This is a genomic window from Asaia sp. HumB, from assembly GCF_030263835.1.
In the GTDB taxonomy this organism is placed as follows: Bacteria; Pseudomonadota; Alphaproteobacteria; order Acetobacterales; family Acetobacteraceae; genus Asaia; species Asaia bogorensis.
In genome coordinates this window covers 2,510,728-2,533,732 of the sequence record NZ_JARPML010000002.1, presented here as the reverse complement: position 1 = coordinate 2,533,732, position 23,005 = coordinate 2,510,728, and the positions used below count along the sequence as shown (strand labels likewise).

General features: G+C 60.7%; 21 protein-coding genes. 7 read left to right on the top strand and 14 right to left on the bottom strand.

What is annotated here, in order from left to right; genetic code table 11:
* Positions 1-4: 4 nt before the first annotated feature.
* From P5689_RS12450 to P5689_RS12440, 3 genes are read left to right on the top strand one after another with little or no spacing between them, the layout of a single operon-like run.
* The gene (locus P5689_RS12450; protein WP_235075483.1) at positions 5-724 is read left to right on the top strand and encodes a sterol desaturase family protein; all 720 of its coding nucleotides are present in this window, start codon (positions 5-7) and stop codon (positions 722-724) included.
* Positions 721-1,479 (top strand): nucleotidyltransferase family protein, encoded by a 759-nt coding sequence (locus P5689_RS12445; protein WP_023979226.1) that lies wholly within the window; start codon positions 721-723, stop codon positions 1,477-1,479. Before P5689_RS12450 ends, P5689_RS12445 begins: the two co-directional genes overlap by 4 nt.
* Positions 1,480-1,489: 10 nt before the next feature.
* On the top strand, positions 1,490-2,563 hold the full coding sequence (locus P5689_RS12440; RefSeq protein ID WP_285533386.1) for a glycosyltransferase family 4 protein: 1,074 nt from the start codon (positions 1,490-1,492) through the stop codon (positions 2,561-2,563).
* Here P5689_RS12440 and P5689_RS12435 read toward each other — a convergent pair.
* Positions 2,537-2,863 carry a hypothetical protein gene (locus P5689_RS12435; protein WP_285533385.1) on the bottom strand — a complete coding sequence of 109 codons (327 nt, stop codon included), beginning with the start codon at positions 2,861-2,863 and terminating at the stop codon, positions 2,537-2,539. The genes P5689_RS12440 and P5689_RS12435 overlap by 27 nt on opposite strands.
* Before the next feature lie 50 nt (positions 2,864-2,913).
* On the opposite strand from P5689_RS12435, the gene P5689_RS12430 reads away from it, so the two are divergent.
* The 3 genes from P5689_RS12430 (at position 2,914) to P5689_RS12420 (ending at position 5,335) form a co-directional block, all read left to right on the top strand.
* Positions 2,914-3,465, top strand: coding sequence for an MmcB family DNA repair protein (locus P5689_RS12430; RefSeq protein WP_336718395.1), 552 nt, complete (start codon positions 2,914-2,916; stop codon positions 3,463-3,465).
* A 26-nt stretch (positions 3,466-3,491) separates the two neighbouring features.
* Positions 3,492-4,316, top strand: a complete 825-nt coding sequence (locus P5689_RS12425; RefSeq protein ID WP_408868577.1) for an inositol monophosphatase family protein — start codon at positions 3,492-3,494, stop codon at positions 4,314-4,316.
* 167 nt (positions 4,317-4,483) lie between these two features.
* Positions 4,484-5,335 carry a lipid-binding SYLF domain-containing protein gene (locus P5689_RS12420; RefSeq protein ID WP_023979221.1) on the top strand — a complete coding sequence of 284 codons (852 nt, stop codon included), beginning with the start codon at positions 4,484-4,486 and terminating at the stop codon, positions 5,333-5,335.
* A gap of 113 nt (positions 5,336-5,448) precedes the next feature.
* On the opposite strand, the gene mltG is transcribed toward P5689_RS12420, so the two are convergent.
* From mltG to P5689_RS12360, 12 genes are all read right to left on the bottom strand, one after another.
* Complete coding sequence (mltG, locus tag P5689_RS12415; RefSeq protein ID WP_285533384.1) at positions 5,449-6,498, bottom strand: endolytic transglycosylase MltG; 1,050 nt, start codon at positions 6,496-6,498, stop codon at positions 5,449-5,451.
* Between the two features lie 163 nt (positions 6,499-6,661).
* Positions 6,662-7,945 carry a beta-ketoacyl-ACP synthase II gene (fabF, locus tag P5689_RS12410; protein WP_285533383.1) on the bottom strand — a complete coding sequence of 428 codons (1,284 nt, stop codon included), beginning with the start codon at positions 7,943-7,945 and terminating at the stop codon, positions 6,662-6,664.
* A gap of 147 nt (positions 7,946-8,092) precedes the next feature.
* Positions 8,093-8,332: an acyl carrier protein gene (locus P5689_RS12405; RefSeq protein WP_023978090.1), complete on the bottom strand. Its 240-nt coding sequence runs from the start codon at positions 8,330-8,332 to the stop codon at positions 8,093-8,095.
* Positions 8,333-8,573: 241 nt separating this feature from the next.
* Complete coding sequence (fabG, locus tag P5689_RS12400) at positions 8,574-9,314, bottom strand: 3-oxoacyl-[acyl-carrier-protein] reductase (protein WP_285533382.1); 741 nt, start codon at positions 9,312-9,314, stop codon at positions 8,574-8,576.
* A 19-nt stretch (positions 9,315-9,333) separates the two neighbouring features.
* On the bottom strand, positions 9,334-10,305 hold the full coding sequence (gene fabD, locus P5689_RS12395; protein WP_285533381.1) for an ACP S-malonyltransferase: 972 nt from the start codon (positions 10,303-10,305) through the stop codon (positions 9,334-9,336).
* 116 nt (positions 10,306-10,421) lie between these two features.
* Positions 10,422-11,360, bottom strand: coding sequence for a hypothetical protein (locus tag P5689_RS12390; protein WP_285533380.1), 939 nt, complete (start codon positions 11,358-11,360; stop codon positions 10,422-10,424).
* Positions 11,357-12,241: a class I SAM-dependent methyltransferase gene (locus P5689_RS12385; protein ID WP_285533379.1), complete on the bottom strand. Its 885-nt coding sequence runs from the start codon at positions 12,239-12,241 to the stop codon at positions 11,357-11,359. Before P5689_RS12385 ends, P5689_RS12390 begins: the two co-directional genes overlap by 4 nt.
* A gap of 200 nt (positions 12,242-12,441) precedes the next feature.
* Positions 12,442-13,161, bottom strand: coding sequence for a glycine betaine ABC transporter substrate-binding protein (locus P5689_RS12380; RefSeq protein WP_023978094.1), 720 nt, complete (start codon positions 13,159-13,161; stop codon positions 12,442-12,444).
* A 197-nt stretch (positions 13,162-13,358) separates the two neighbouring features.
* The gene (locus P5689_RS12375; RefSeq protein WP_285533378.1) at positions 13,359-15,260 is read right to left on the bottom strand and encodes a sensor histidine kinase; all 1,902 of its coding nucleotides are present in this window, start codon (positions 15,258-15,260) and stop codon (positions 13,359-13,361) included.
* Between the two features lie 176 nt (positions 15,261-15,436).
* Entirely contained in the window at positions 15,437-17,536 is a 2,100-nt protein-coding gene (locus P5689_RS12370) for a M13 family metallopeptidase (RefSeq protein WP_285533377.1), read from the bottom strand.
* Between the two features lie 83 nt (positions 17,537-17,619).
* Positions 17,620-18,255 carry a Dabb family protein gene (locus P5689_RS12365; protein ID WP_023978097.1) on the bottom strand — a complete coding sequence of 212 codons (636 nt, stop codon included), beginning with the start codon at positions 18,253-18,255 and terminating at the stop codon, positions 17,620-17,622.
* Between the two features lie 98 nt (positions 18,256-18,353).
* Entirely contained in the window at positions 18,354-19,178 is an 825-nt protein-coding gene (locus tag P5689_RS12360; RefSeq protein ID WP_023978098.1) for an acyl-ACP desaturase, read from the bottom strand.
* 127 nt (positions 19,179-19,305) lie between these two features.
* Between P5689_RS12360 and bioB the strand changes: the two genes are divergently transcribed.
* Positions 19,306-20,343 carry a biotin synthase BioB gene (gene bioB / locus P5689_RS12355; RefSeq protein WP_083510944.1) on the top strand — a complete coding sequence of 346 codons (1,038 nt, stop codon included), beginning with the start codon at positions 19,306-19,308 and terminating at the stop codon, positions 20,341-20,343.
* 416 nt (positions 20,344-20,759) lie between these two features.
* On the opposite strand, the gene P5689_RS12350 is transcribed toward bioB, so the two are convergent.
* Positions 20,760-22,988 (bottom strand): TonB-dependent receptor, encoded by a 2,229-nt coding sequence (locus P5689_RS12350; protein ID WP_408868576.1) that lies wholly within the window; start codon positions 22,986-22,988, stop codon positions 20,760-20,762.
* Between the last annotated feature and the right edge of the window lie 17 nt (positions 22,989-23,005).

The window sequence follows — 23,005 nt, the reverse complement described above, 5'->3', positions numbered from 1 at the left end:
AAAGATGAGTCTGCCCCATCTCTGGATGGCCTATCTCACCTACCCCACCATTCTGCTCTATTTCGCGCTCATTCTGACTTCAGCTGCCGCCGCGCTCTGGTTTGGTCCGAAGGCTGCACCGACGCTGATCACCATCGTTCTGGTGGTGGGCATCTACCCGTTTGCCTGGTACGCCATCCATCGCTTCATCCTCCACGGACGCTGGCTGTATCGCAATCCGCTGACTGCCTCGCTGTGGAAGCGCGTCCATTTCGACCATCATCAGGACCCCCATCTCCTTGATGTGCTATTTGGCTCACCGCTCAACACGATCCCGACCATCGCCATCATTGTCATGCCTATCGGCTGGGCCATCGGCGGTATCAGCACGGCATTTGCCGCGCTCTTCACGGGCCTGGTCATGACCTGCATCTATGAGTTCTTTCACTGCATCCAGCATCTGGCCTACAAGCCGCGCTGGAACTGGGTTGCGAAAATCAAGCAGCTGCATGTCCTGCATCACTTCCATGATGAGGACGGCAATTACGGCATCACGAACTATGCTGCCGATCGCCTGTTCGGAAGCTTCTACAAGGACGCCCGCGCCCGCCCCCGCAGTGCTCATGTATTCGACCTCGGCTATGACCTTGAGGAGGCACAGCGCTATCCCTGGGTGATGAAGCACACGGGCGCCCCGCCCAAGCAGCGCCCCGACGGCGCCCGGCGTGGCAGCGCCGCCTCGTGACACTACCCGCGCTGGTTCTTGCAGGCTCACGCGACGGGGCACAGGACCCGCTCGCCCGGCTTGGAAAGGTCGGGCACAAGGCCCTGCTGCCGGTCGGCGGTCGCCCCATGATCGACCGCGTGCTGAGCACCCTCGAACAGACAGACGGGATCGGCCCTGTTTCCGTCAGCATCGAGGATCACGCAGCCCTACGGACACTCGAACGTCCTTTCACCTGCCTGCCCACTGCAAGCGGCCCAAGCGGCAGTGTCGCGCTGGCACTCGAGGCGCTCGGCACACCGCTCCTGATCACGACGGCAGATCATCCGCTGCTGCGCCCCGCATGGATCACCGCCTTTGTGCGGGAGGCCAATCAAAGCGATTGTGATCTGGCTGTTGGCGTCGCCCTGAAGGCGACGATCGAGCGCGATGTCCCCCATACCAGACGCACCTATATACGTTTGCGTGACATGAGGTTCTCAGGCTGCAATCTGTTCCTGATGCGCACGCCAAAGGCGCGTGCCGTCGTCACATTGTGGCAAAGCCTGGAACGCGACCGCAAACGCCCGCTCAGAATGGCGCGCACACTGGGCTATGGCATCCTCCTGCGAGCATTATTGGGCCGCCTGTCCAGCGCGGCCCTCGTGGCCCGCATTAGCCAACTGACCGGTGCAAAGGTCGCGCTGATCCCAATCGATGACGGTCGTGCCGCTGTCGATGTAGACAAGCCGCAGGATCTCGAACTGGTCGAAATGCTCCTGGCCCGATCCGCTTGAGCATGGCCCCATGAAAATTGCCTATGTCATCAATTCGGTCGAGGGGGGCGGCGCCGCCCTGCCGGTTCCGGCCATCACGCAGGTCATGCGCGATCAGGGTCACGAGGTTATCGTGCTTGCCCTCACCCGCCGCGATGGCCGCGCCATCAGGCCCATGATTCAGGCTGGACTGACCGTGCATGTCCGTGAAGGCGGCAGGAAGGACCATCTGGCCGCCCTTGCCTGGCTTGATCGCGAGATTGGCGAGCAGCGACCCGACCTCATCTGGACCTCCCTTACACGCGCAACCCTCCTCGGGCAGCTCGTCGGGTTAAGGCGTCGTATCCGGGTGGCCAGTTGGCAGCACTCCGCGCGGCTCAAACCCGCCAATGCACGGCTTTTGCGGCTCATGCGCGGGCTATCCCGTCTGTGGATTGCCGATTCCACCTGCGTCGAACTCGAAACCGAAAAGAAGCTGGGGCTTGGCGCCGATCGACTCACCTGCTGGCCTATCTTTCGGGCAAGCAGCGACTTCCCACGCGCCGTACCGTGGTCGGAAGCCGGCCCCATACGGATCGGCTCGCTTGGGCGGCTCCATCCGGTCAAGGGCTATGACGTGCTCTGTGCGGCCGTGAAGCTGCTCGGCAAGATCGAAGGTCTGCCGGAATACGAAGTTCATATCGCGGGCGAGGGCGAGGAGCGTGACCGCCTTGCGGCCCTCATCGCTCGTGACAGGCTGCCGATCGTTTTGGACGGCTATAACGCTGACCCAAGGCAGTTTCTGGCAACCCTGCACCTCTATGTGCAGCCCTCACAATGGGAGGGGCTGTGCCTTGCGGCGCATGAGGCGCTGCTTTGCGGCGTGCCGGTCATCGCCTCCGAGGCCGGTGAATTGCCGCATACCATCACGCAATCCTGTGGCCGGATCATTCCCCCGAACGACCCGGAGGCGCTGGCGCTGGCGCTGGCCGGGTTGCTGCGTGAACCCGGCCAGTTGGCTGCGATGGGCGAAACCGGTCGGGCCCGTGTTCTCTCGCGTTTCGATGCGGCGTCGTTCGATCGACGGGGTGCCGAGATTCTAGCGCGACTCGAAAGCACTCTGTGACCGCGTCTGGGTCAGATGCCCGGAGAGGCGGAAATCCATCTGGGCAAAGACCACAGAAGCAACTAGCAGCAGGATCCACACCATGCGTGGCGCAGCCTGACGCTCAAAAAACGTCGCTGCCCCAAAGGCAATGAGCGCCAGTAGATCGAGCGCAAAGTGCATCCGCTCATCAAGATGGCCGCAGAAATACCCCAGCAGGAACAGGAAAACGCCAAGACCTGCTGCACTCAGCGCTTTCTCCCGGCGCATAAAGGCAACGAGCGGCATAACCCCGTCCGACATCTCGCGTTTATCAGACAAATCTTTCTCCAGAAGGACGTGAGTGCGTAGCTGATGATGAGTAACGGCAAGTGAGCGATACGCAAAGTCCTGCGCTCGATGATCAGGCGCCCCCGCTCGATACCCAATCAGCCCTCACCCTGCCTGAAACGCAATTTGCCATACGGCGCGCCATGCTCGGGCTATGCCGCACCATGCGCTGGGCCTGCATCAACGAGTTTTCGTTGCCGGCAGCAGGTCGGCGGGCCGACATCATGGCGCTGACGCAGGACGGGATGCTGCATTGCATCGAGATCAAATCCGGACCTCGCGATTTTCTGACTGACCGCAAATGGCATGAGTATCGTGACTGGTGCGACCGGCTCTATTTCGCAGTGGATCAGGCCTTTCCGCGTGATCTGATCCCGCAGGATGTCGGGCTGTTCGTGGCCCATCTGCCCGAAAGCCCCTCAACCATCCTGCCGGAATGTGCCATGATCCGGGAAAGCCCGCTCTCGAAGCTGGCGACCGCCCGCAGGAAGACCCTGATGCAGCTGTTCGGCCATGGCGCCGCGCTGCGCCTCATGGCGCTTGAAGACCCTGCCATGACGGCATCCCTTCGTGCGGCCCGACGTGTCGAATAAGGAGTATCTGCATGACCACCCCAGCGATGAGCGTTACCCATTCGAGTGATTCTGGTACGAATCTCGAGCGCATGATTGCGCAGCGTCTGGAAGTCGCTCGTGCGGTTATTGCCGATGCCGCCGCCCTTGCCATGGCCATGCGCCCCCCACCGGGCGGCCCGACCGGCACCACCAAGGGTATGCAGGATTACGTGACCGAGGCCGATATGGCGGTAGAGGCACTGGTCTCCCGTCGTCTGGAAACGCTCTTCCCCGAAGACGGCTTCATGGGTGAGGAAGGCGGTCGACACAGACAGGGCGGCCTGACCTGGGTGATCGACCCGATTGACGGCACTTCGAATTATGCGCGTGGCCGTGAGCGCTGGTGCGTTTCTCTCGGCCTGATGCACGGCGATCTGCCCGTAGCCGGGGTAATCAACGCTCCGGCTCTGGGCGAAATCTATACAGCCCAGCGCGGCGTGGGCGCCTGGATGAACGGCCGCAAACTTGTCGCCTCACCTGTAACAGACCCGAAAAGCGCCATGATCGAAATGGGCTGGAGCGCCAAGGTTTCGCCGGAAACCTATGCCCGTCATGCACAGGCTTTTCTTGAGCTGGGCATCGCTCCACGCACTGGTGCCTGCGGCGCTCTGGCCCTCGCCGATGTCGCCTCGGGCCGCTGCGATGGCTATCTGGAAATCGCCATCAATCTGTGGGACGTCGCGGCAGCGCTGGTCCTGCTTGCAGAGAGCGGCGCGCGCGTCTCGCCCTTCCTGCGCGATGGCGGCCTGACCGGGGCAAGACCCATTCTGGCCACAGCTCCGGGCGTGGCTGAGGCCATTGCAGAAGCAGCCGGGATGGAACTGCTCTGATCGTCTCTTGCCGTCATCGCATGATCTGAACCATTCTCACGCCATAATTGCCGCTCAGGAAATACGGTCTGTCGTACCCGGGTCGAGGTACGCGGATCCTGTTTTACTGATCGGGTGTTCCCGGCCTGGGCTCGCCCTGCCGGCTCCAGATATGAGGCCCCTACCCCATGGTTTCTTTTCCCTGCCGACTCGTCGCCTCGACGGTACTTCTGGCATCAGGCCTGAGCGCCCTGCCTGCCATGGCCGCATCGAAGCAGCAGGCGCTGGTCGATCGGGCAACGCTGGCTGTTCAGGACATTTTTCAGGGGACTAACCCCAATTCGCGGGCGCAGCGTTATCTGGCCAAGGCCCGCGCTGTGATGGTCTGCCCATCGGTCTTTCGCATGTCGATCGTATTTGGCGGCGCAGGTGGCGGCTGCCTTCTGCTCTCGCGCGATGCGCGTGGCTCATGGTCCGATCCTGCTTTCTACACCCTGAGTTCGGCCTCGATGGGTATTCAGCTTGGGGTGGAGAGCTCGGAACTGATGTTCTTCGTCATGTCTGATCGCGGCTTGCAGGCCCTGCTCGACAGCCAGTTCAAGTTCAGCGCAGGGGCCTCGGCCTCATTTGCCAATATGGGCAGTGGCATCGAGAGTGGCTCGGCAGGCGCTTCGAACACCGATATCCTCGCCTTGCAGAAATCCTCCGGGCTGTTTGCCGGGGCCTCGCTGGGGGGCTCGAAACTGACAATCGACAGTAGCTCGAACCGCGCCTTCTATAACCAGCCAGTCGGCCCTGAAGACATCGTCATCTCAATGCGGGTGAACAATACGGGGGCCGATCCCCTGCGCCGCGTTCTGATGCAGGTGGTCCAGCAGCAAGGCAGCACCCCCGCCACCGGTAGCGCCGCAGCAACGAGCTCGGCAACCACCAGCAGCGCTGGCAGCAGCCCCTACCCGGCCAACTATGACAGCCACAAATCCTATGCCAGCCAGTCACATGGCGCGATCAAGAGCGAGTCTCTCGCTGCACCGAAATAATCACCGTACTTGGGTGGCCAGGATTTCCACTGCGGGGCTCGCTCCTTAACGGAAACCCGCCCCCCGCGAGAGAGGGTATTGTGGGCAGTGCTTTCCGGCACCTGCCCCTCACCTCAATGCCGATGTTGAGAAGGCCCCTCCGCACCGCGGCCATCGGGCTGTGTTGTTGCAGCTTGGGTTGAGGGCATTCTGGCGGTTCCGCGCAGGGTTTTGAGCGTCTCAACACGCTGGTTATGCTCGTGCAGGTCACGCGAAAAGCCGTGGCCGCCTGTGCCATCTGCGACGAAGTAGAGCATATCTCCGCTCGCCGGATGGGCGACCGCATCGAGCGCAGCGAGACCCGGTGAACATATTGGACCGGGAGGCAGACCGTCAATGACGTAGGTATTATGCGGTCCCGCTCGATGAAGCTCATCATGGGTCAGGCCGTGGTCAAGCGTGCCCAGCCCCTCGCTCAGATCGTAAATGGCAGTAGGGTCGGATTGCAGTTTCATCCCCTGCGCCAGGCGATTGAGAAATACGCGGGCCACCTTGGGTCGCTCAGCCGCAATGCCCGTCTCGCGCTCGACAATCGAGGCCAGGATGAGAAGCTGTTCAGGCGATGTCAGACCGATGGATGGATTACGCCCTGCCCATACACGGCCAAGCGTCTCACTCATGAGCGTTTCCAGACGGCTGACAAGACGGGCGCGTGATGTGTCGCGTTCGTAGGCAACCGTCTGAGGCAGGATTGCGCCTTCACGCAGCGGCGGAACGTCTCCCGTCAGGAATGGGGCCTGTTGAAGAATTATCGCGATCTGCCGCGCTGTACGCCCCTCCGGGATGGTCAGAAAATGCCGGACTGGCTGCCCATGACGTAACACATAGAGCACGTCGAGCATTGAGGCTTGCGCCGGGAAATGCAGTTCAGCGGCATGCAAGGCCCCATGAGACGCCGTTGCCCGGGCAGCAAGACGGAAACTCAGTTCGGACAGCGTACCGGGCGAGATAATCCCTGCCTGCGCCAGATCATGGGTGATGTGGGCTGTTGCGCCATGTGGGACGACATGATCCGTGGCGGCCTGCAAGGGACCGGGCTGCGTAACCTGATGCCAGATCAGTGCGGCCCCTCCTGCCGTGGAAAGGAGCAGAAGCAGGACGAGGGAGAGAATGACACGCTTCATGTTCACTCCCGAAAGAACGGATGCCGGTCATCCGGCATCCGGTGCTGGATATCCCTGACGTGGGACCGTTTCAGGCCAAACCCCGGAGTCAGCTCCCGTCACACTGCACCACGACGAGCGCCGAGACGGGCCAGGCCTTACTCACGGGGTCAGAATCACCAAATCAGACGCCCTTGACGATCAGGCTGGCATTGGTCCCGCCAAAACCGAAGCTGTTGGACAGGGCAATGTTGATCTTGCGCTGCTGGGCCTCGTGCGCCACGCGGTCGATGACGCTCTCACGCGCGGGGTTGTCGAGATTCAGCGTCGGGGGGGCCACGTTGTCACGGATGGCCAGCATGGAGAACATGGCCTCTACCGAGCCGGCAGCGCCGAGCAGGTGCCCGGTGGCGGATTTGGTGGAGGACATCGCAACATGCTTTGCGTCATCGCCGAACATGCGCTCAACCGCATCAAGCTCGAGGTCATCGGCCATGGTCGATGTTCCGTGGGCGTTGACGTAGTCGATATCGGCCGGGGTAATCCCCGCAGAACGCAGTGCAGCCTTCATGGCACGGAAAGCGCCTTCATGCCCTTCCGCCGGTGCCGTGATGTGATGAGCATCGCCGGACAGGCCGTAGCCGATGATCTCACCATAGATCTTTGCGCCGCGTGCCTTGGCATGCTCGTATTCCTCAAGCACGACAATGCCCGAGCCCTCGCCCATGACAAAACCGTCGCGGTCACGATCCCAGGGGCGCGATGCCTTCTCGGGCGTATCATTAAACCCGGTGGACAGCGCGCGGGCAGAAGAGAACCCGGCAATACCAAGCGGGCAGACAGCGGCTTCAGCACCACCGGCAATCATCACATCGGCATCACCCAGCATGATGAGGCGTGTGGCATCGCCAATGGCATGCACACCGGTCGCACAGGCGGTAACGGCCGAATGGTTCGGGCCCTTGAAGCCATAACGAATCGAGACATGGCCCGAGATCAGATTGATCAGCGCCGAGGGGATGAAGAAGGGCGACAGGCGACGGGCCTTGCCGCTTGCAACAGTCAGGGAGGCGTCATAGATGGTCTGCAGACCACCGATGCCCGAGCCGATCATCACGCCCGTGGCGCAGCGATCTTCCTCGGTTTCCGGCTTCCAGCCTGAATCCTCAACGGCCTGAATGGCAGCCGCCATACCAAGATGGATGAAGCGATCCATCTTTTTCTGGTCCTTCGTCGGGACCCAGTCCGAGAGCGTCAGACCGCCTTCTGCCGTTGGGCCCTCGGGCACTTCGCCAGCCACATGGGCAGGAAGATCGCTCGGGTCGAAGCAGGTGATACGGCCAATGCCGGTCTGTCCGGCGATAAGACGCTGCCAGGTCTGTTCCACGCCCACTGCCAGAGGCGTAACGAGCCCCATACCGGTGACGACAACGCGTCTTTCTCTCATTGCCGACAGGTTTGCCATCATGGGCGGACGAAGCTCCAGTCATAAACGCCAGCTCCCGGCGGCTGCCAAGGGGGAGCGGCTGTCAATCTCGTCGTATGTCCCGGCTCCGCACAGATCGGGAGCCGGAGAAGATCATTGCATCGGGCATTGCGGCCCGATGCAGCCAGATCAGGCGGCCTTCTGCTTTTCGATATAGTCGATGGCGTCCTTGACGGTCGCAATCTTCTCGGCTGCATCTTCCGGAATCTCAACGCTGAAAGCTTCTTCAAACGCCATGACCAGCTCAACCGTGTCGAGGCTGTCAGCGCCGAGGTCGTCGATGAAGGAAGCGTCAGGGGTTACCTTGCTCTCTTCAACGCCGAGATGCTCAACAACGATTTTCTTAACCTTATCGGCGATTTCGCTCATCTGTTCTGGCTTCCTGTGTGCCCGGCAATTCGGGCGGTTCGAAACTGTTTACCATCCGTCTGGTTACCCAGTCGGTCCCCGTCTTTACTCCAGAGACGGCATGATCTGCCAGTACTCCGGATCGCGGACCGAAGATCGGGCCCCGGCGGGCCGAGACGCCCACGCTTCGGACGAAGCAGCGGGCGCTTAGCATGGTTTACCCTCGCACGCCAAGCTTTGCGTGCGAGCAGGGCCGATGCCCTTATGGCATCGCCATGCCACCATTGACATTCATGGTCATGCCGGTCACCCAGCCGGCCTCTTCCGAAGCCAGATACACAGCGGCAGCCGCAATGTCTTCCGGCTTGCCCATACGACCGAGCGGGATCGAACCGAGCAGCTTGTCGCGCTGTGCTTCAGGCAGAACCGCCGTCATGGCTGTCTCGACAAAGCCCGGTGCAATGACGTTGACCGTGACCCCGCGCGAGCCGGCCTCCTGCGCGAGTGACTTGGTCATGCCGATCATACCTGCCTTGGCAGCCGAGTAATTAGCCTGACCGCCATTACCGGTCACACCGACGATGGAGGCGATGTTGATGATGCGACCCGCGCGCCGGCGGAGCATCCCCTTCAGCGCAGCACGGCACAGACGGAACGGAGATTCGAGATCGACCGTGAGCACCTGCGACCAGTCCTCGTCCTTCATGCGAATGATCAGGCCATCGCGCGTCAGACCGGCATTGTTCACCAGGATATCGAGCGGCTTGCCGAGCAGCTCTTCCGCCTTGCCCACCAGGGCATCGGCCTCGGCACCGACGGAGAGGTTGGCCGCACAGACATGCACCCGCTCGCCAAGGCTGGCTGCGACCTCGGCCAGTGCTGCCTCACGCGTGCCGGACAGCACGACTTCGGCGCCCTGCGCGTGAAGCGCGCGGGCGATAGCAGCGCCAAGGCCGCCAGAAGCACCGGTGACGAGGGCCGTTTTGCCTTCAAGACTGAACATCGTTTTCTTCTCCACGCTTTCAGAGGTCACGCAGCAGCGCCTCGATTTCTTCAGGGGTTCCGGCATTACGGGCCGTCATGTCGGGCGCAATGCGCCGCACCAGACCGGTCAGCACTTTGCCCGCGCCCAACTCGACCTGCGAAGTGACGCCCATAGCCGCCATGGCCAGCACGCTTTCACGCCACCGCACAGAGCCCGTCACCTGCTGCACCAGCAGGGAAGCAACGCGCGACGCATCGGTATTCTTTGCCGCCGTAACGTTGGTGATGACGGGAATGGCCGGGGTCGCAATCTCGGCACGTTCCAGAGCCTCGGCCATACGTTCGGCCGCCGGCCCCATGAGGGATGAATGGAACGGCGCGGAAACGGGCAGCATCACGGCGCGCTTCACCCCCTTGGCCTTGGCCACCGTAATGGCGCGCTCGACCGCCGACAGCCGGCCAGACACGACAATCTGGCCACCGCCATTGTCATTGGCCAGTTCGATCGTCTCGTGACGATCGGCCTCACCCTCAACCATCAGACGGGCAGCCTCGGCGCAAATCTCCTGCGCCAGTTCAGCCTCGACGCCGAGCAGGGCAGCCATGCCACCCTCGCCTGCAGGCACGGCTTCCTGCATGGCCAGTCCACGCAGGCGCAACAGCTTTGCAGTCTGGGCGATACCCAGCGCACCTGCGGCGGCAAGGGCGGAATACTCACCCAGCGAATGGCCGGCCACGACGGTCGCCTTGTCTGCGAGCCTGAAGCCACCTTCACTTTCAAGCACCCGCACCGTAGCCATAGAGACGGCCATCAATGCTGGCTGCGCATTCTCGGTTCGGGTCAGGTCGGCAGCTTCGCCGGTGAAGATCAGTTTGGACAGATGCTCACCAAGCGCATCGTCAACCTCCTGAAAAACCTCTCTCGCCGCCGGAAAAGCCTCGTAGAGGCCCTGTCCCATCCCGATGGACTGGCTGCCCTGACCGGGAAACACGAACGCATGAACTGACATGACCGTACCTTCATTCACGCCTTGGCACCTGTGCCGCGGCCCTCCTGCCCCGGCACAAGGGCCAGGGACTATTCTGACCCGCGTGATGGCGGAGGCAACGGCTTCCTGTCAAATCGTTACTTTGCTGTCAGATCGCCGCGCAGGGCGAAAGGAAGGGTCATCACGACCCGACTGAGCGGTCTGGTTGCGCTGAACTCGGCATCCTTCCTGAAGTCCTGAGGGCGAAAGACGTAGGGATAAGGCGTACTGCCCTGATTATCGACCAGCAGCCGCTCCACACCGCCCTGCCGCACGATAAAACGGCTACCGGGCGCGACATCGACACCCAGCCTGTGCGTATCGGGCAGCAACAAGGCCACGAGAAATCCCCCTTCATCCTCAACACAGCCGTCAAGCTGCGCCAGCCAATTCAAGGCCTGCTGCCGGGTGAAATGCTGCCTGTCCGCAGGCGCCACCGTGAAGAAGAAGCCGACATTCAGACGTTCACCGGGCTTGAGCCGTGCGTAGATTGCTGGATCGGCCTCCCAGAGTGCTGCCTCATGAGGCACGACGATTTCGTCATCCGTGCCAAGCGGCGGACCGGGAAACAGGTGAATGACCCGCTCTCCCAGCTTCATCATCATACCCGTTGTCCGTGCGGCTCGGTCTCCGGGCTGGAGCACAGCCTGCAGATGCAGCGTCAACCCTGCGCGATCCGCCTCAGGGAAGGAGTTGAACCGACGAAAAATGCGCTCCAGTCGCCGGTATCGTTTTGACAGGGGCACCATGCCTTGCGCCGCGACCCTGATCGTCTCGACAGACTGCCCAGTCGCCTCACGCCCTTCGCCCGGCGGCCGATTTATGGCTGCCGGAGAGCCTGTTCCCGGCGTCAAGGATGTCATGTCCAATTCTGGCAGAGCGCCACCATCAGTAGCCCCCTGCCCGAGACAGGCATTTGGCGTCAGGAGATACAAGGCCGCTGCGATGACGGGCCAAAAAGCCACCCGACCCGAACTGCTGGCAATGGCGCGACGCAGAATGACGCGTAGCACAGACGACAGGGATTTGACGTTCATGGCGCTCTGTTCTTTTGCAGGACGATGAACACCTGCGGTACCCGCGCCGGATCGTCAAGGAACTCGATGATACGGAACAGATGCCCCCATTTCTGGATGATGTAGGCGCGCGGGATGATCGCCTCACCATAATGGGCCGCCGGATGAGGACGCCTGACTGGCGATGCATGAAGAAACCGGCCAGCGTCGTAACGCGCATGAGCCCGTGCCTCATCCGTAAAGCTGTCGGCGCAGGCCTCGTGCCAGCCATGCTCCAACCTGATGCCGGATGCCCGCTTGAGGCGTTGCTCCGCGCAAAAATCGATAAACCGGCGGCTTTGCGTGGTGATGATCGCAAGGCCACCTGGCGCAAGGAGGCGATGGAACTCGGCAATCCACTGCCCGGCCAGATACTCATCGAGGTGTGAAAAGACCGAAAAAGAAACGATCAGATCAAAATAGCCGTCGACAAACGGGACAGGCGGGGCCATGCCGCAGCTCATGAAATTAAGCGCTGGATTACAGCGGCGCGCCTCCATCAGGAACCGCGTTGTCGAGTCAATTCCATAAAGGTTTTCCGGGCGTATATCCTTCATGAAGAGGCGCAGGATACGCCCCCAGCCGCACCCGAAATCCAGCACCTTCATTCCGGCTGACAGGGGTCGGTCAGTGAAATGGCCAAAAGCCTTGATCTCACGAAAGAACATATAGGCCTCATGCAACGAGACCTCTCCCGAATGACCATGAATTTCCCGCTGCAAGGCTTCTGCAGGAAAAGCCGGCATACGGACATGGTCGATCTCCGGCATATGGATCGACGCAACGAGTAATTTCAGCCAGTCCTCATCGCTGCACAACCTGAATCGCTCATGGAGTTCAGCTGCATCTGGATAAGAGGACATAGTTTACTGCGCCTGTATTGTTCGCAGACAGTCCTATAATAGATGAATGCCTAAGGGCAAATCGCTCAGTTTATTACTCAAACAGAAACAATACACCCAATATTCAGGTTCTGATCGTCTTGGGTTATCACGCCTTCACGGGGCAGGTCACCCTACCCCATGACAAGAACTGACAATCGGCGCGCGGCGCCGAACTGTCTCTAGCGTGCGACGAGACGACCGCGTTGCCAGGCCTCGGCAGCTTCTTCCGGGTCCATGCCATCGATCTGAATGGCGTAATCGAGCGCACTCATGACCTTGTTGCCCAATGTCATTTCAGACAACTCGTCGAGCATGTCCTGATCGGCACAGGCCGCCACGGCCTCACGCACCAGCAAAGACGCCTCCATTTCCTCGGACAGGCGCGGATCCTGCACAGGCTGAAATGCCTCATGATTGAACAGCGCATGGGGCTGAGCCAGGAAAACCAGAACCCGACGTCCCTCCTCATGCGCCGTGTGTACGAAAGCGTGGAGCCCTGCATCATCGCAAATCTCTACCGACACGCCGTCGAGGCCGGGCGTCTGGGCCAACAGCGCGTTCATGCGTTCGGCGTCCGAGCGGCCCGCCACCACAAGGTCAACATCCTGAGCGTTGAGAGCCGCGATCGGGGAAAGGCCGTTGAAGCTCGCCCAGCAGTAATACGGGCGATAGAGCGTTCCCAGAACGCGCATCCCGTGTTGCAGCAGCGCAGCGTCGCGCGGCAACCAAGCCGAAACCAGAAGATCGATCGCCCCTTCCTCTAGCATGGACGGAAGTTCGCGCTCGTCGGCGTCCACGAAATCAACCTCCACCTCATGCGCATCGAGCACGCGAGCAACCGCGCTGGCGCAACCAGCATGGAGCGCGGTACCCAGATAGCCGAGGGAGATCGTGGTCATGAGAAGTCCTTTTGGCCGCACGTTACGACCGGGAAGAGGTTGAGGCATCAGGCCTGTGTTCGATCACTTCATAACATGAATGGCAAGAGCCGGGCGCTCCTTTGCTGAAATGATTGGCGTGATCGGTCAGGCCGTATTGGGAACTGGCATGTGCACCGCTCCAGCAGAACATGCCCCCCCCCCCCTGCGACGATGAATCAGTTCTCCTGCGCCTGACGCAGCGGCACTGAGAATTCGGCATCACAGCCCGTTGGCAGATAGCGCAAGGTCGCACGTCCCTGATGACCAAAACCGGCCTGCAACAAGCGTGACCCGAAACCTGAGGTTGAAGGAGGCGTGACAGAGGGCCCCCCTTCTTCCTGCCAATGCAGGGTCAGGGTGTCACGACCCGACTCATGCGTGATGTGCCACGCAAGACTGACTTTTCCACCCTCGACGCTGAGCGCGCCGTATTTGGCGGCATTCGTCCCGAGTTCGTGCAGCATGAGACCAAGTGTAGTGGCCGTATTGGGGCCGATCGATACCGTATCGCCAGCAAGGTGAAAGCGGTCGATCGGGGCGATGCGTGAGAGCACTTCCCGGGCCAACAAGGCAAGATCGCCACGCTGCCACGATTGCCGCATAAGCAGATCATGCGCAGAACCGAGGGCAACCAGCCTTTTCTCGAAAGCCTTCACCGCTGACCTGTTTTCGACACCACGCAAACTCTGGTTAGCGAGCGCCTGAACCAGAGCGAGCGTGTTCTTGAGTCGATGCGCCAGTTCCTGATGCAGGGTAAGCTGATGGGCTCTGGCCTCAAGCGACGCCGCAGCTGCCTGCGCACGGTCAGACACAGCGCGCATGAAAGCAAGCTCCTGATCCGACCAGTCACGCGCTGTGCAGCTTTGCACGAACAGGCAATGCGTCATTCTGCCCTGTGCCATGATCGGCATGAGCAACTGAGCCCGGACCTGATCGCTCTCGCCGCAATGCGGCATGATGCAGGGTATCCAGACATTCTCGCGAGCATCGCGCACCGCCAGCAACAAACCCTGGTCGAGCACGCCAAGGGCTGCCGGAAAGGCATCCCGGCGGTAGCGACCGCTGGCGCTCGGCACAGAGGCGGTGTGCCAGTCCTGCGGCACACTGAAAAATCCTCCCTCGCCCGGCTCCACGACGGCACATCCGGCGCGATCGGTACCCAGAGCATCACCCAGCGCACTCGCCGCGGCAAGATAGGCGTCGTCCGGCGTGTCCACCTTTCGCAGGGCATCGCCCAGCATGACCATCGCAGCCAGTCGGTTGGTCGCGATACGATCGCGCGTGATATCCTCGATCGTGCCAATCAGACGCCAGGGTTTACCGCGAGCATCTGCTTCTATCTCGGCGCGTCGTCTGACCCAGCTCTGCGTGTGATCGGTCAGGTTCCTGACAGCGTAATCGGTCTCCGGCAAGACGACCTCATCACTGACCCCCTCCCCGAAATGAAGCAGATCCGTATCGGGGACGGGCATGCATTGTACGAACACCTCCAGCGGGCATTGCGTGCCAGTCGGAACGCCCGTCATACGCAACAACTCCGCCGAAAGCGTGATCATGTTGCTGCCGTGGCGTATCTCGAACGTGCCGATCCCCGGCATATCTTCGATGGAAGGAAGCCGCCCCGGCATACGAGTGACCGGGAGACGGCTGATGCCCGAGGGCTGCGCCTCACCCGTGGCACCTTCATCTACCCCTGGGGCGGGACGCCCCAGAACCTGAACAATCTGCCTGACAAGCGCATCCAGCCCCTCCCGAAAGGAGGTCGCCTCGGTGTCCAGCAGGTGACGTGTGAGGAAACACAGGACACCCTCGCCCTGCCCGTCGGGCAACAGGAACGGGAGGGCAATTTGGAACGCATAGTGCCAAGGTGCGCGCGCCAGCTCAGCCAGGGGGGACAAGACCTCCTGCGTGAAGCTGCGCTGAGGCGGATCGCGAGCGTCGAGCATCAAGGGTAGCGCCCCGTAGGTTGCCCCGATGACATGCCCGCCATTTTCGGGCAGGGCGATATAAGCCGCTGGTGCACGGGCTACGGCGGCGGCCACCGTAAGCAAATCGTGCAAATCGTGCTGGCGCCTCATGAGACGCCAGACTTCCGGATTGTGAACGGATCGGTCGTCTCTTCTGTCGGAGACTGTTCCCTCGCCGCTCGCATGACAAACATTATGCCTGCTTCACCTTTCAGGAATGGCACGCTCGCCATCGCATCGCACAGATACGGTGACAAGCCTGCCGGTTAACGATGATGATTCAGTAATCACCATATTTTAACGCGATCCTCCGGCGCGAGATAGAGCTTGTCGCCCTTCTTCACGCCAAAGGCATCATACCAGGCATCAATGTTGTGCATGGGCAGATTGACGCGCGCTTCAGGCGCCGAGTGAGGATCGGTAACGGCGCGATTGCGGATCGAGTCAGGACGGAGCTTCTGGCGCCATACCTGTGCCCAACCAAGGAACACGCGCTGATCACCTGTCAGGCCATGCATCACCGGTGCGGGCTTGCCATGCAGCGACGCGTGGTAGGCGTCGAGCGCCAGGGTGAGACCGCCGAGATCGGCAATGTTCTCGCCCATCGTCAGCTTGCCGTTCAGATGTACGCCCGGAAGTACTTCAAACGCGTCATACTGCTTGCCAAAACGCTCGGCCAGCGCCTGGAAGCGCTTGACGTCATCAGGGGTCCACCACTGGTGCAAACGGCCATGCTCGTCGTACTGACGCCCTTCATCGTCGAAGGAATGGGTCATTTCGTGACCGATTACCCCGCCGATAGCGCCATAATTGACCGCGGCATCCCCCTTGGGATCAAAGAAGGGCGGCTGCAGAATGGCTGCCGGAAAGACGATCTCGACCTGGTTCGGATCGTTATAGGCATTCACCGTCTGCGGCGTCATGAACCACTCGTTGCGGTCCACCTTCTTGTCGAGATGGCCAAGGTTGTATTGCCACTCGAAGGCCACCGCACGTGCGCCGTTACCATACAGGTCGCCCGGCTTGACCGTCAGACCGTCATAGTTGCGCCACGTGTTCGGATAACCGACCTGGATTTCGAAATTCTGCAGCTTGCGCCCTGCCGCTTCACGCGTCGCAGGGGCCATCCAGGCATTATGTGCCAGACGGTTTGCAAAGGCGTTTTTCACGTCATGAGTGAGTTCGGTGATACGTGCCTTGGCAGCCGGCGGGAAGTACCGGTCGACATAGACCTTGCCGATCGCCCAGCCCATGGCATCTTCCGTGTGCTCCACGGCCTGCTTCCAACGAGCCGGAAGCTGCGGCGACCCTTCGAGTTCGTGATCATAGAAATCGAACGATGACTGCACGAAGTCGTGGCTCAGATAAGGCGAGGCATTGACCGCCAGATGGAAAGCAAGCCAGGCCCGCAATGTGCCATAATCAGCCCCGGCAAGGGTTTTGGCCATACCGGCCAGTGCAGTCGGCTCGCCAATGATGATGCGGCGCGCACCAAGCTTGTCCGCCGGTATACCGGCACCCGTCAGGAAGGCTGTCCAGTCGACACCCGGCGCTTTCTTTGCCAGTTCATCGACAGTCATCGGGTTATACACATTGACCGGATCACGCAGTTCGGTACGCGACCATTCCGACTGCGCGAGCGTGGTTTCGAGCGCGACGATCTTCGCGGCCGTCTGCTCGGCATCCGGCCATGAAATCATGCCAAGGGTTTTGGCAATATAGGCCTGATAGGCCTTCTTCTTCGCGGCAAAATCCGGCTTCAGGTAATAATCCCGGTCCGGCAGACCAAGATGCCCCTGATGCAATGACAATGCATATTGCTCGGGATTATTGTCATCAGCGTTGATCATCAGACCGAACGGTGAATACTGGAAGTTGGAAGCTGCCTGACCAAACAGTCGGGCCAGGCTCGACGGATCCTTCACAGCCTGGATGGTGGCGAGATCAGCCTTGAGCGGCTCCGCCCCCAGCTTGTCTGCCTTGGCCGTGTCAAGGAAGGTCGCGTAAAACGCCCCGAGCTTTTCCTCGGTCGTCTTCGGCTCGGCAGCGGGGTGCCTGCCTGCATCGGTCAGGATCGATTGCACACGCTCATGCGCTGTCTCGGCCAGGATGACAAACGGACCAAAGGACGAGCGATCGGCCGGTATCACGACATTCTTCAGGTAGGTGCCGTTGGCATACTGAAAGAAATTGTCCCCGGGGCGAACGGCCTTGTCCATGCCGGACATGTTGAAACCCCAGCTCGGGTCATAGGGCTTCACCGACGCGTCGGCCTTTGCAGGAGCGGCACCGGCCGCATGTGCCGCAGGGAGGACCTGATGAGTCAGGGCGATGACACTGACAGCTCCGAGCCAGAGCGAGGTGGTACGTTTGAATTTTCCGGTCACAAGCCATCACTTTCAGCAGGTTCAACACCATCCCGCCCATTTCTGGCGCGGGACACATCATGCAACGTTATGACAGATTTTGTTTAACGGCGAGTCCGTGTGTTTGCCTTGCGCGAAGTTGGTTCCAGGGTCGCAGAAGCCAGCACGTTGAAGTCGAAAACCACCACCTTTTCGAGTGACGGGCCTGCAAATTCCTTGAATGCCTCATGCGCAGGATCAAACCACGCCGGATCCATCACGACAGGCTTGCCAACATAGTAATTGCGATCGCCTTCTGAAGCGAAAGTCACAATGAAGGCCTGCTGCAAACCTGCATCCACGCCTTCCCCGCTGTTTTGCACACCCATCTCGATCGACCGCACGGGGTGAGACCCGTCGGGACGGCGTGAATCCTGCACAAGCCTCAGGAAACGCGAGGTGATTTCAGCGCGCATGGCATTGGTGGTGCCCGGCTTGTAGCGGAACATCACGACGTGCCGCAAAAGCCCCGGCCGCCAGCTGGACGCCGTGAACTGGGGGAGACCCACCTGCGCTGCGAGCTGACGGGCGGCAATCGTGCCATCATCAGCAACCGGGGGCAGACTTACCGGACCTGACGACGCGATCGGCAGGGAATAGGGATCAGCCATTGCCGATGTCACACAGAAGCTGGCGGCCACGGGGAGGAGCGCAGTGAGTGCTGCCCCCATAAGGCGAAGGCGTGTGAAAGTGAGCGACAAGGGTAGCCCTCCAATTGAGTCGGTTCCGTTCGTCTGACATTAGACCACGAAACCCGCTCGGGAGGGCTTAATTCTCGGTAGGAGAGAAAACGCTTTCGTTACGAGGCTGCGATAGCCTTGCGGAAGCGCTTCGCCTTGAACTGGATCAGCTGATACATCGCCCTGGCAATCAGCACCTGCACTTTCGAGTGCGGCGTGAAGCCGATGGTCTTGAAGATCATGCTGGTCACACGATTGATGTGCTTGGGCTGATAATAGCCCATCGCCCGCGCCATGTACGCCGCGATACATTTCTTGTGATCATAGGGCGTGTTGGCAGGCATGTTGGTGGTGTAATAGGCGGTCGCGAGCTCGTCATCCTCGCTTTCCGTCACACGCCCCAGCGCAATCTTTGTCCGCTGCCACACGCTGAGCTTCTCGCGCTTGAGATAACGGTGCATGTGGTCATAGAACAGCTTGAAATGACGGTATTCGTCAGCCGCAATCTGCTTGCAGATGGCCTTGAGCACCGGCTCATCCGTTGCATCTGCCATAGCAGTATAGAATGACGAGGTGCCGGTTTCGACCATGCAGCGCGCAATAAGCTCGCCCGTGCGCGACCCGCGGATCGACGCGTCGACATCCTGCTCGATATGATAGGTCGCCCGGTAACGCTCAAACGCCTTCATATAGTCCCAGCTCGGATCGGCCAGCATAGCCCATTTGCCCAGCGCATCCCCATGCTGGACTTCCTCGACCGCCCAGTTGTCGGCGGCCTGCCGGAAATCAGGGTCACCGACAAAGACATTACCGAGGTACACGGCGTAATCGAGCCCGTTCCGCTCGACCACCGCCGCAGCCTTGATGACCGGAATCAGATCCGGGTCCACGCGGGATGCATCAAAGGCATCCCAGTCCATCTGATCGATGCGCCAATGTTTCATGACGCCTAGATGACATGTCCCGGCCATTTTGGGTAGAGTTCTCGCGCAGGCGCGTGACAAGCGCCCCCTTGCTGTGGCATCGCTGCCTGAGCTTTTCCTTTTCAAATGTTTTGGAGCCATGCCCCGCATGTCCCTCGATACCCTGACACGCGACCCGGTCCTCCCTCGTGAAATACGCGCCCACGGGCACGACATCCAGGCCGGCTGGAAACCCGAGATCAGGCATGACTGGACTCGCGATGAAGTTGCGGCACTGATCGACCTGCCCTTCCCCGAACTGATCTTCCGCGCCCAGATGGCCCATCGTGCCTATTTCGATCCCACCCGCGTGCAGATCTCGACGCTCCTCTCCATCAAGACAGGCGGCTGCCCCGAGGATTGCGCCTATTGTCCCCAGAGCGCCCTGCACGAAAAGAGCGTGAAGGCCGAACGCCTCATGGCCGTCGAAAAAGTGCTGACCGAAGCGCGGGCCGCCAAGGCTGCCGGTGCCGGACGTTTCTGCATGGGGGCAGCCTGGCGCTCCCCCAAGGAGCGTGACCTCGACACCGTGTGCGCCATGATCGAAGGCGTGAAGTCACTCGGGCTCGAAACCTGCGTGACGCTCGGCATGCTCGATGGCGAGCAGTCGCGCCGCCTTAAAGAGGCCGGCCTCGACTACTACAACCACAACCTCGACACCTCGCCTGAATATTACGACAAGATCATCACCACACGCACCTATCAGGACCGCCTCGACACACTCTCGAACGTGCGCGATGCCGGCATCAATGTCTGCTGCGGCGGTATCGTCGGCATGGGTGAGGATGAGAGCGACCGCGCAGGCCTGATCGCAACCCTCGCCTCCCTGCCCCAACACCCTGAAAGCGTGCCGATCAATCTGCTCGTACGCGTCGAGGGCACACCACTCGCTGAAGCCGAGGCTGTTGATCCCATCACCTTCGCCCGCGTCGTGGCCGCTGCGCGCATCACCATGCCTGCCAGCCATGTACGCCTTGCCGCAGGCCGCGAACTGATGAGCGACGAAGCGCATGCCCTGGTTTTCCTCGCCGGCGCCAACTCGATCTTCTGCGGCGACAAGCTGCTGACTACCCCCAACCCCGCCGAGCATCGCGACCGCAAGCTTCTGGCGAGCCTCGGCATGAAACCGATGACCGAAGGGCACTGAACCGGTCTGGTTCGGTACGGCTTGGAGGGGCCGGTTCCTGCAAAGGGATCGGCCTTTTCTGTATGCGACGGCGCAGGGGCTCTGCCCCGCACCCCGGGAAGGGGCGTGGGCCCCTTTCATCCCTGATGTTTATCCGGGACTTTGGCGAGAGCTGGCCTGTGATAAATGATATGAGCGCGATGGCCTGCGGCGCTGCTCAGTGAGCGGCAGATCAGGGGCTTGTGTCTGCTGAAGATTTCAAATCGCCGAGCAGGTACCGTCTGGGTGAGTCGCGCATCTCCGCTTAGAGCGCACACCCGATCTGACTGACAACGAGGCTCCATGAAAAAAGCCAGCCCGAAGGCTGGCTCTGGAACAATCGTCATTCGGCCATCCCGGATGGCCGGGGGCGAGGCTCAGCTTGCCCCGTGACCCGCTCAGAAATCGGCGGTGACAGAGAACTTGAACGTACGCGGCAGGCCCTGAAGCAGATAACCACCGAATGCGCTTTCCCAATAACGCGTATTGGCAAGGTTATCGACACCCAGACGGGTCGTGATGGCCTTGTGCTCCACAACAAAGCTGTAGCGTGCGCCCACATCGAAACGCGTCCAGTTTGGCACACGCATCTTGTTGAGATTATCGGCATATTGATGGCCGGTCTGGATCACACGCCCCGTAAGCGTCGCGCCACGAATGAACGGCAAATCATATTCAAGATTACCGTTGATCGTGTAACCCGGCACGCCGATCACACGGTTGCCATTGTACAGCCCGCCCGACGTGCGACGCTGATCCGCGTCGATGATCGAGGTACCACCGTTGAAGCGCAGACCCTTGAAGATTTCACCATTGACGGTGAACTCGATACCACGATTACGCTGCAACCCATCGACCGAGAAAATGCTGGTGCTCGTGCCGGGAATAGCAACGCTGTAGGCGTTGGGCTTGTCGATCTGGAAAATCGAAACCGCCGTCGAGAAACGGCCGATATCGTATTTCGCCCCAAGCTCGTACTGGACCGTCTGGTAAGGTGGGAAAATCTGCCCCAGATTGACAACTTGGCCGCTGGCCTGAGGGCCGGGTGCCAGTCCCTCGATGCGATTGAAATAGATCGACGTCTGGCGTGTAGGATGCACAACAAGCCCCACAACGGGCGTGAATGCTCCCTGATCGTAAGAGGTTGTGCCGTTGCCGTAATTATAGGCGACTGTCTTGATCGACTGATAGCGAAAGCCTGCCGTCAGCGCGACGCGGTCATGAAATGCCGAGACGGTATCAGAGAAGAAAAGGCTCCACAGACGCGTGGTGTTGTTCTTCTGCGGATTTTCGATATTTCCGCCAATATACGTTTCGGGCTGCGACGCATTATAAAGCGTCGGATTATAGATGTTCGTGGCCTGCCTCGTCAGAGCGAGAGCGTAGGCGGAAGCATTTTCCTCCCACAGGCCAGACCCACCGGCATTGATTTCGTGCTTGATGCCACCCGTGTTGAAGTGCGAGCGCAGCCCGGCCTGTGTGCTTTCATTGGTCTGCACATAGGGCACATACATGGCCCCGTTATAACCCGCCCCGGTCTGGCTGTTGGTGACATAGGTGCTACCGTAATTGCCCTTCTCGTTGCCCCCCAGACCGCCGAACTGCGCATAAGCCGTCAGATATTTGCTGAAATCATGCTCCACCTTCAGCTTGCCATAGATGTAGTTCAGCTCCGTGTAGGTCCAGGGCTGACCGTAATTCGATCCTGCGCCCGGCACTTTCGGTACTGAGGTCGCGCCGCTCAGGAACACGCCACCGCGCCCGCCATTCACGCCCTGGTTCTCATAGGCCATGTCCACGGTAACACGCGTGCGTTCTGCCCGGTCATGCCAGTCGAAACCGCCACCTACTGCAACCTGATGGCGCTTCTCCCGGTCGATGGCCGCAACACCGCTACGACCTGCAACGTTGATCCGCACCCCGAACTGCTTGTCCTGGCCAAAGCGTCGACCCACATCGACAGCGCCTCCGCCCATCGAGGAGCTGGTGTAGTCGCCCGTAACACGCGTCAGGGGGGTATCGCCGGCATGCTTGAATTCGAGATTGATATTGCCGCCCTGTGCCGTACCACCCGGTGCGGCACCGTTGAGGAACGCCGAGGCGCCGTTGAGCACCTGCACCTGTTCGTAAAGCTGGGGCGAGACGAGCTGGCGCGGCGTGATGCCGTAAAGCCCGTCAATCGCCACGTCATCGCCATAGACGGGGAAGCCGCGGATCACGAACTGTTCGGAGAAATTGCCGTAACCGAGCGTTGTACGCACGGTCGGGTCATTCATCAGCACCTCGCCCAGCGTCTGGGACTGCTGGTTGAGAATCAGCGCCGAAGTGTAGCTGCGCACGTTGAAGGGCACATCCAGCCCCTTCTTGTTGCCCAGCGCACCCAGATTACCGCCTGACTTCACTTCCATACGGTTCTGACGCTGCGCCTTGACCTCGATCTGCTCATCGCTGGTCAGAGCCTGGCGACGCGCCTTGTTAACCTCTCTCGCGCTTTTCTGACTGTCTTTCACCGCCCCCGATTGCGATTGTGCCTGCGCGGGTGTCTGATCCTGTGCGAAAGCTTGGCACGGCAGGGTTGCAGACAGCATGAGCAGGGCAGAAAGTGCCAGACGTCGTGGACGCGGCATTCCGGGGTTCAGGGCGG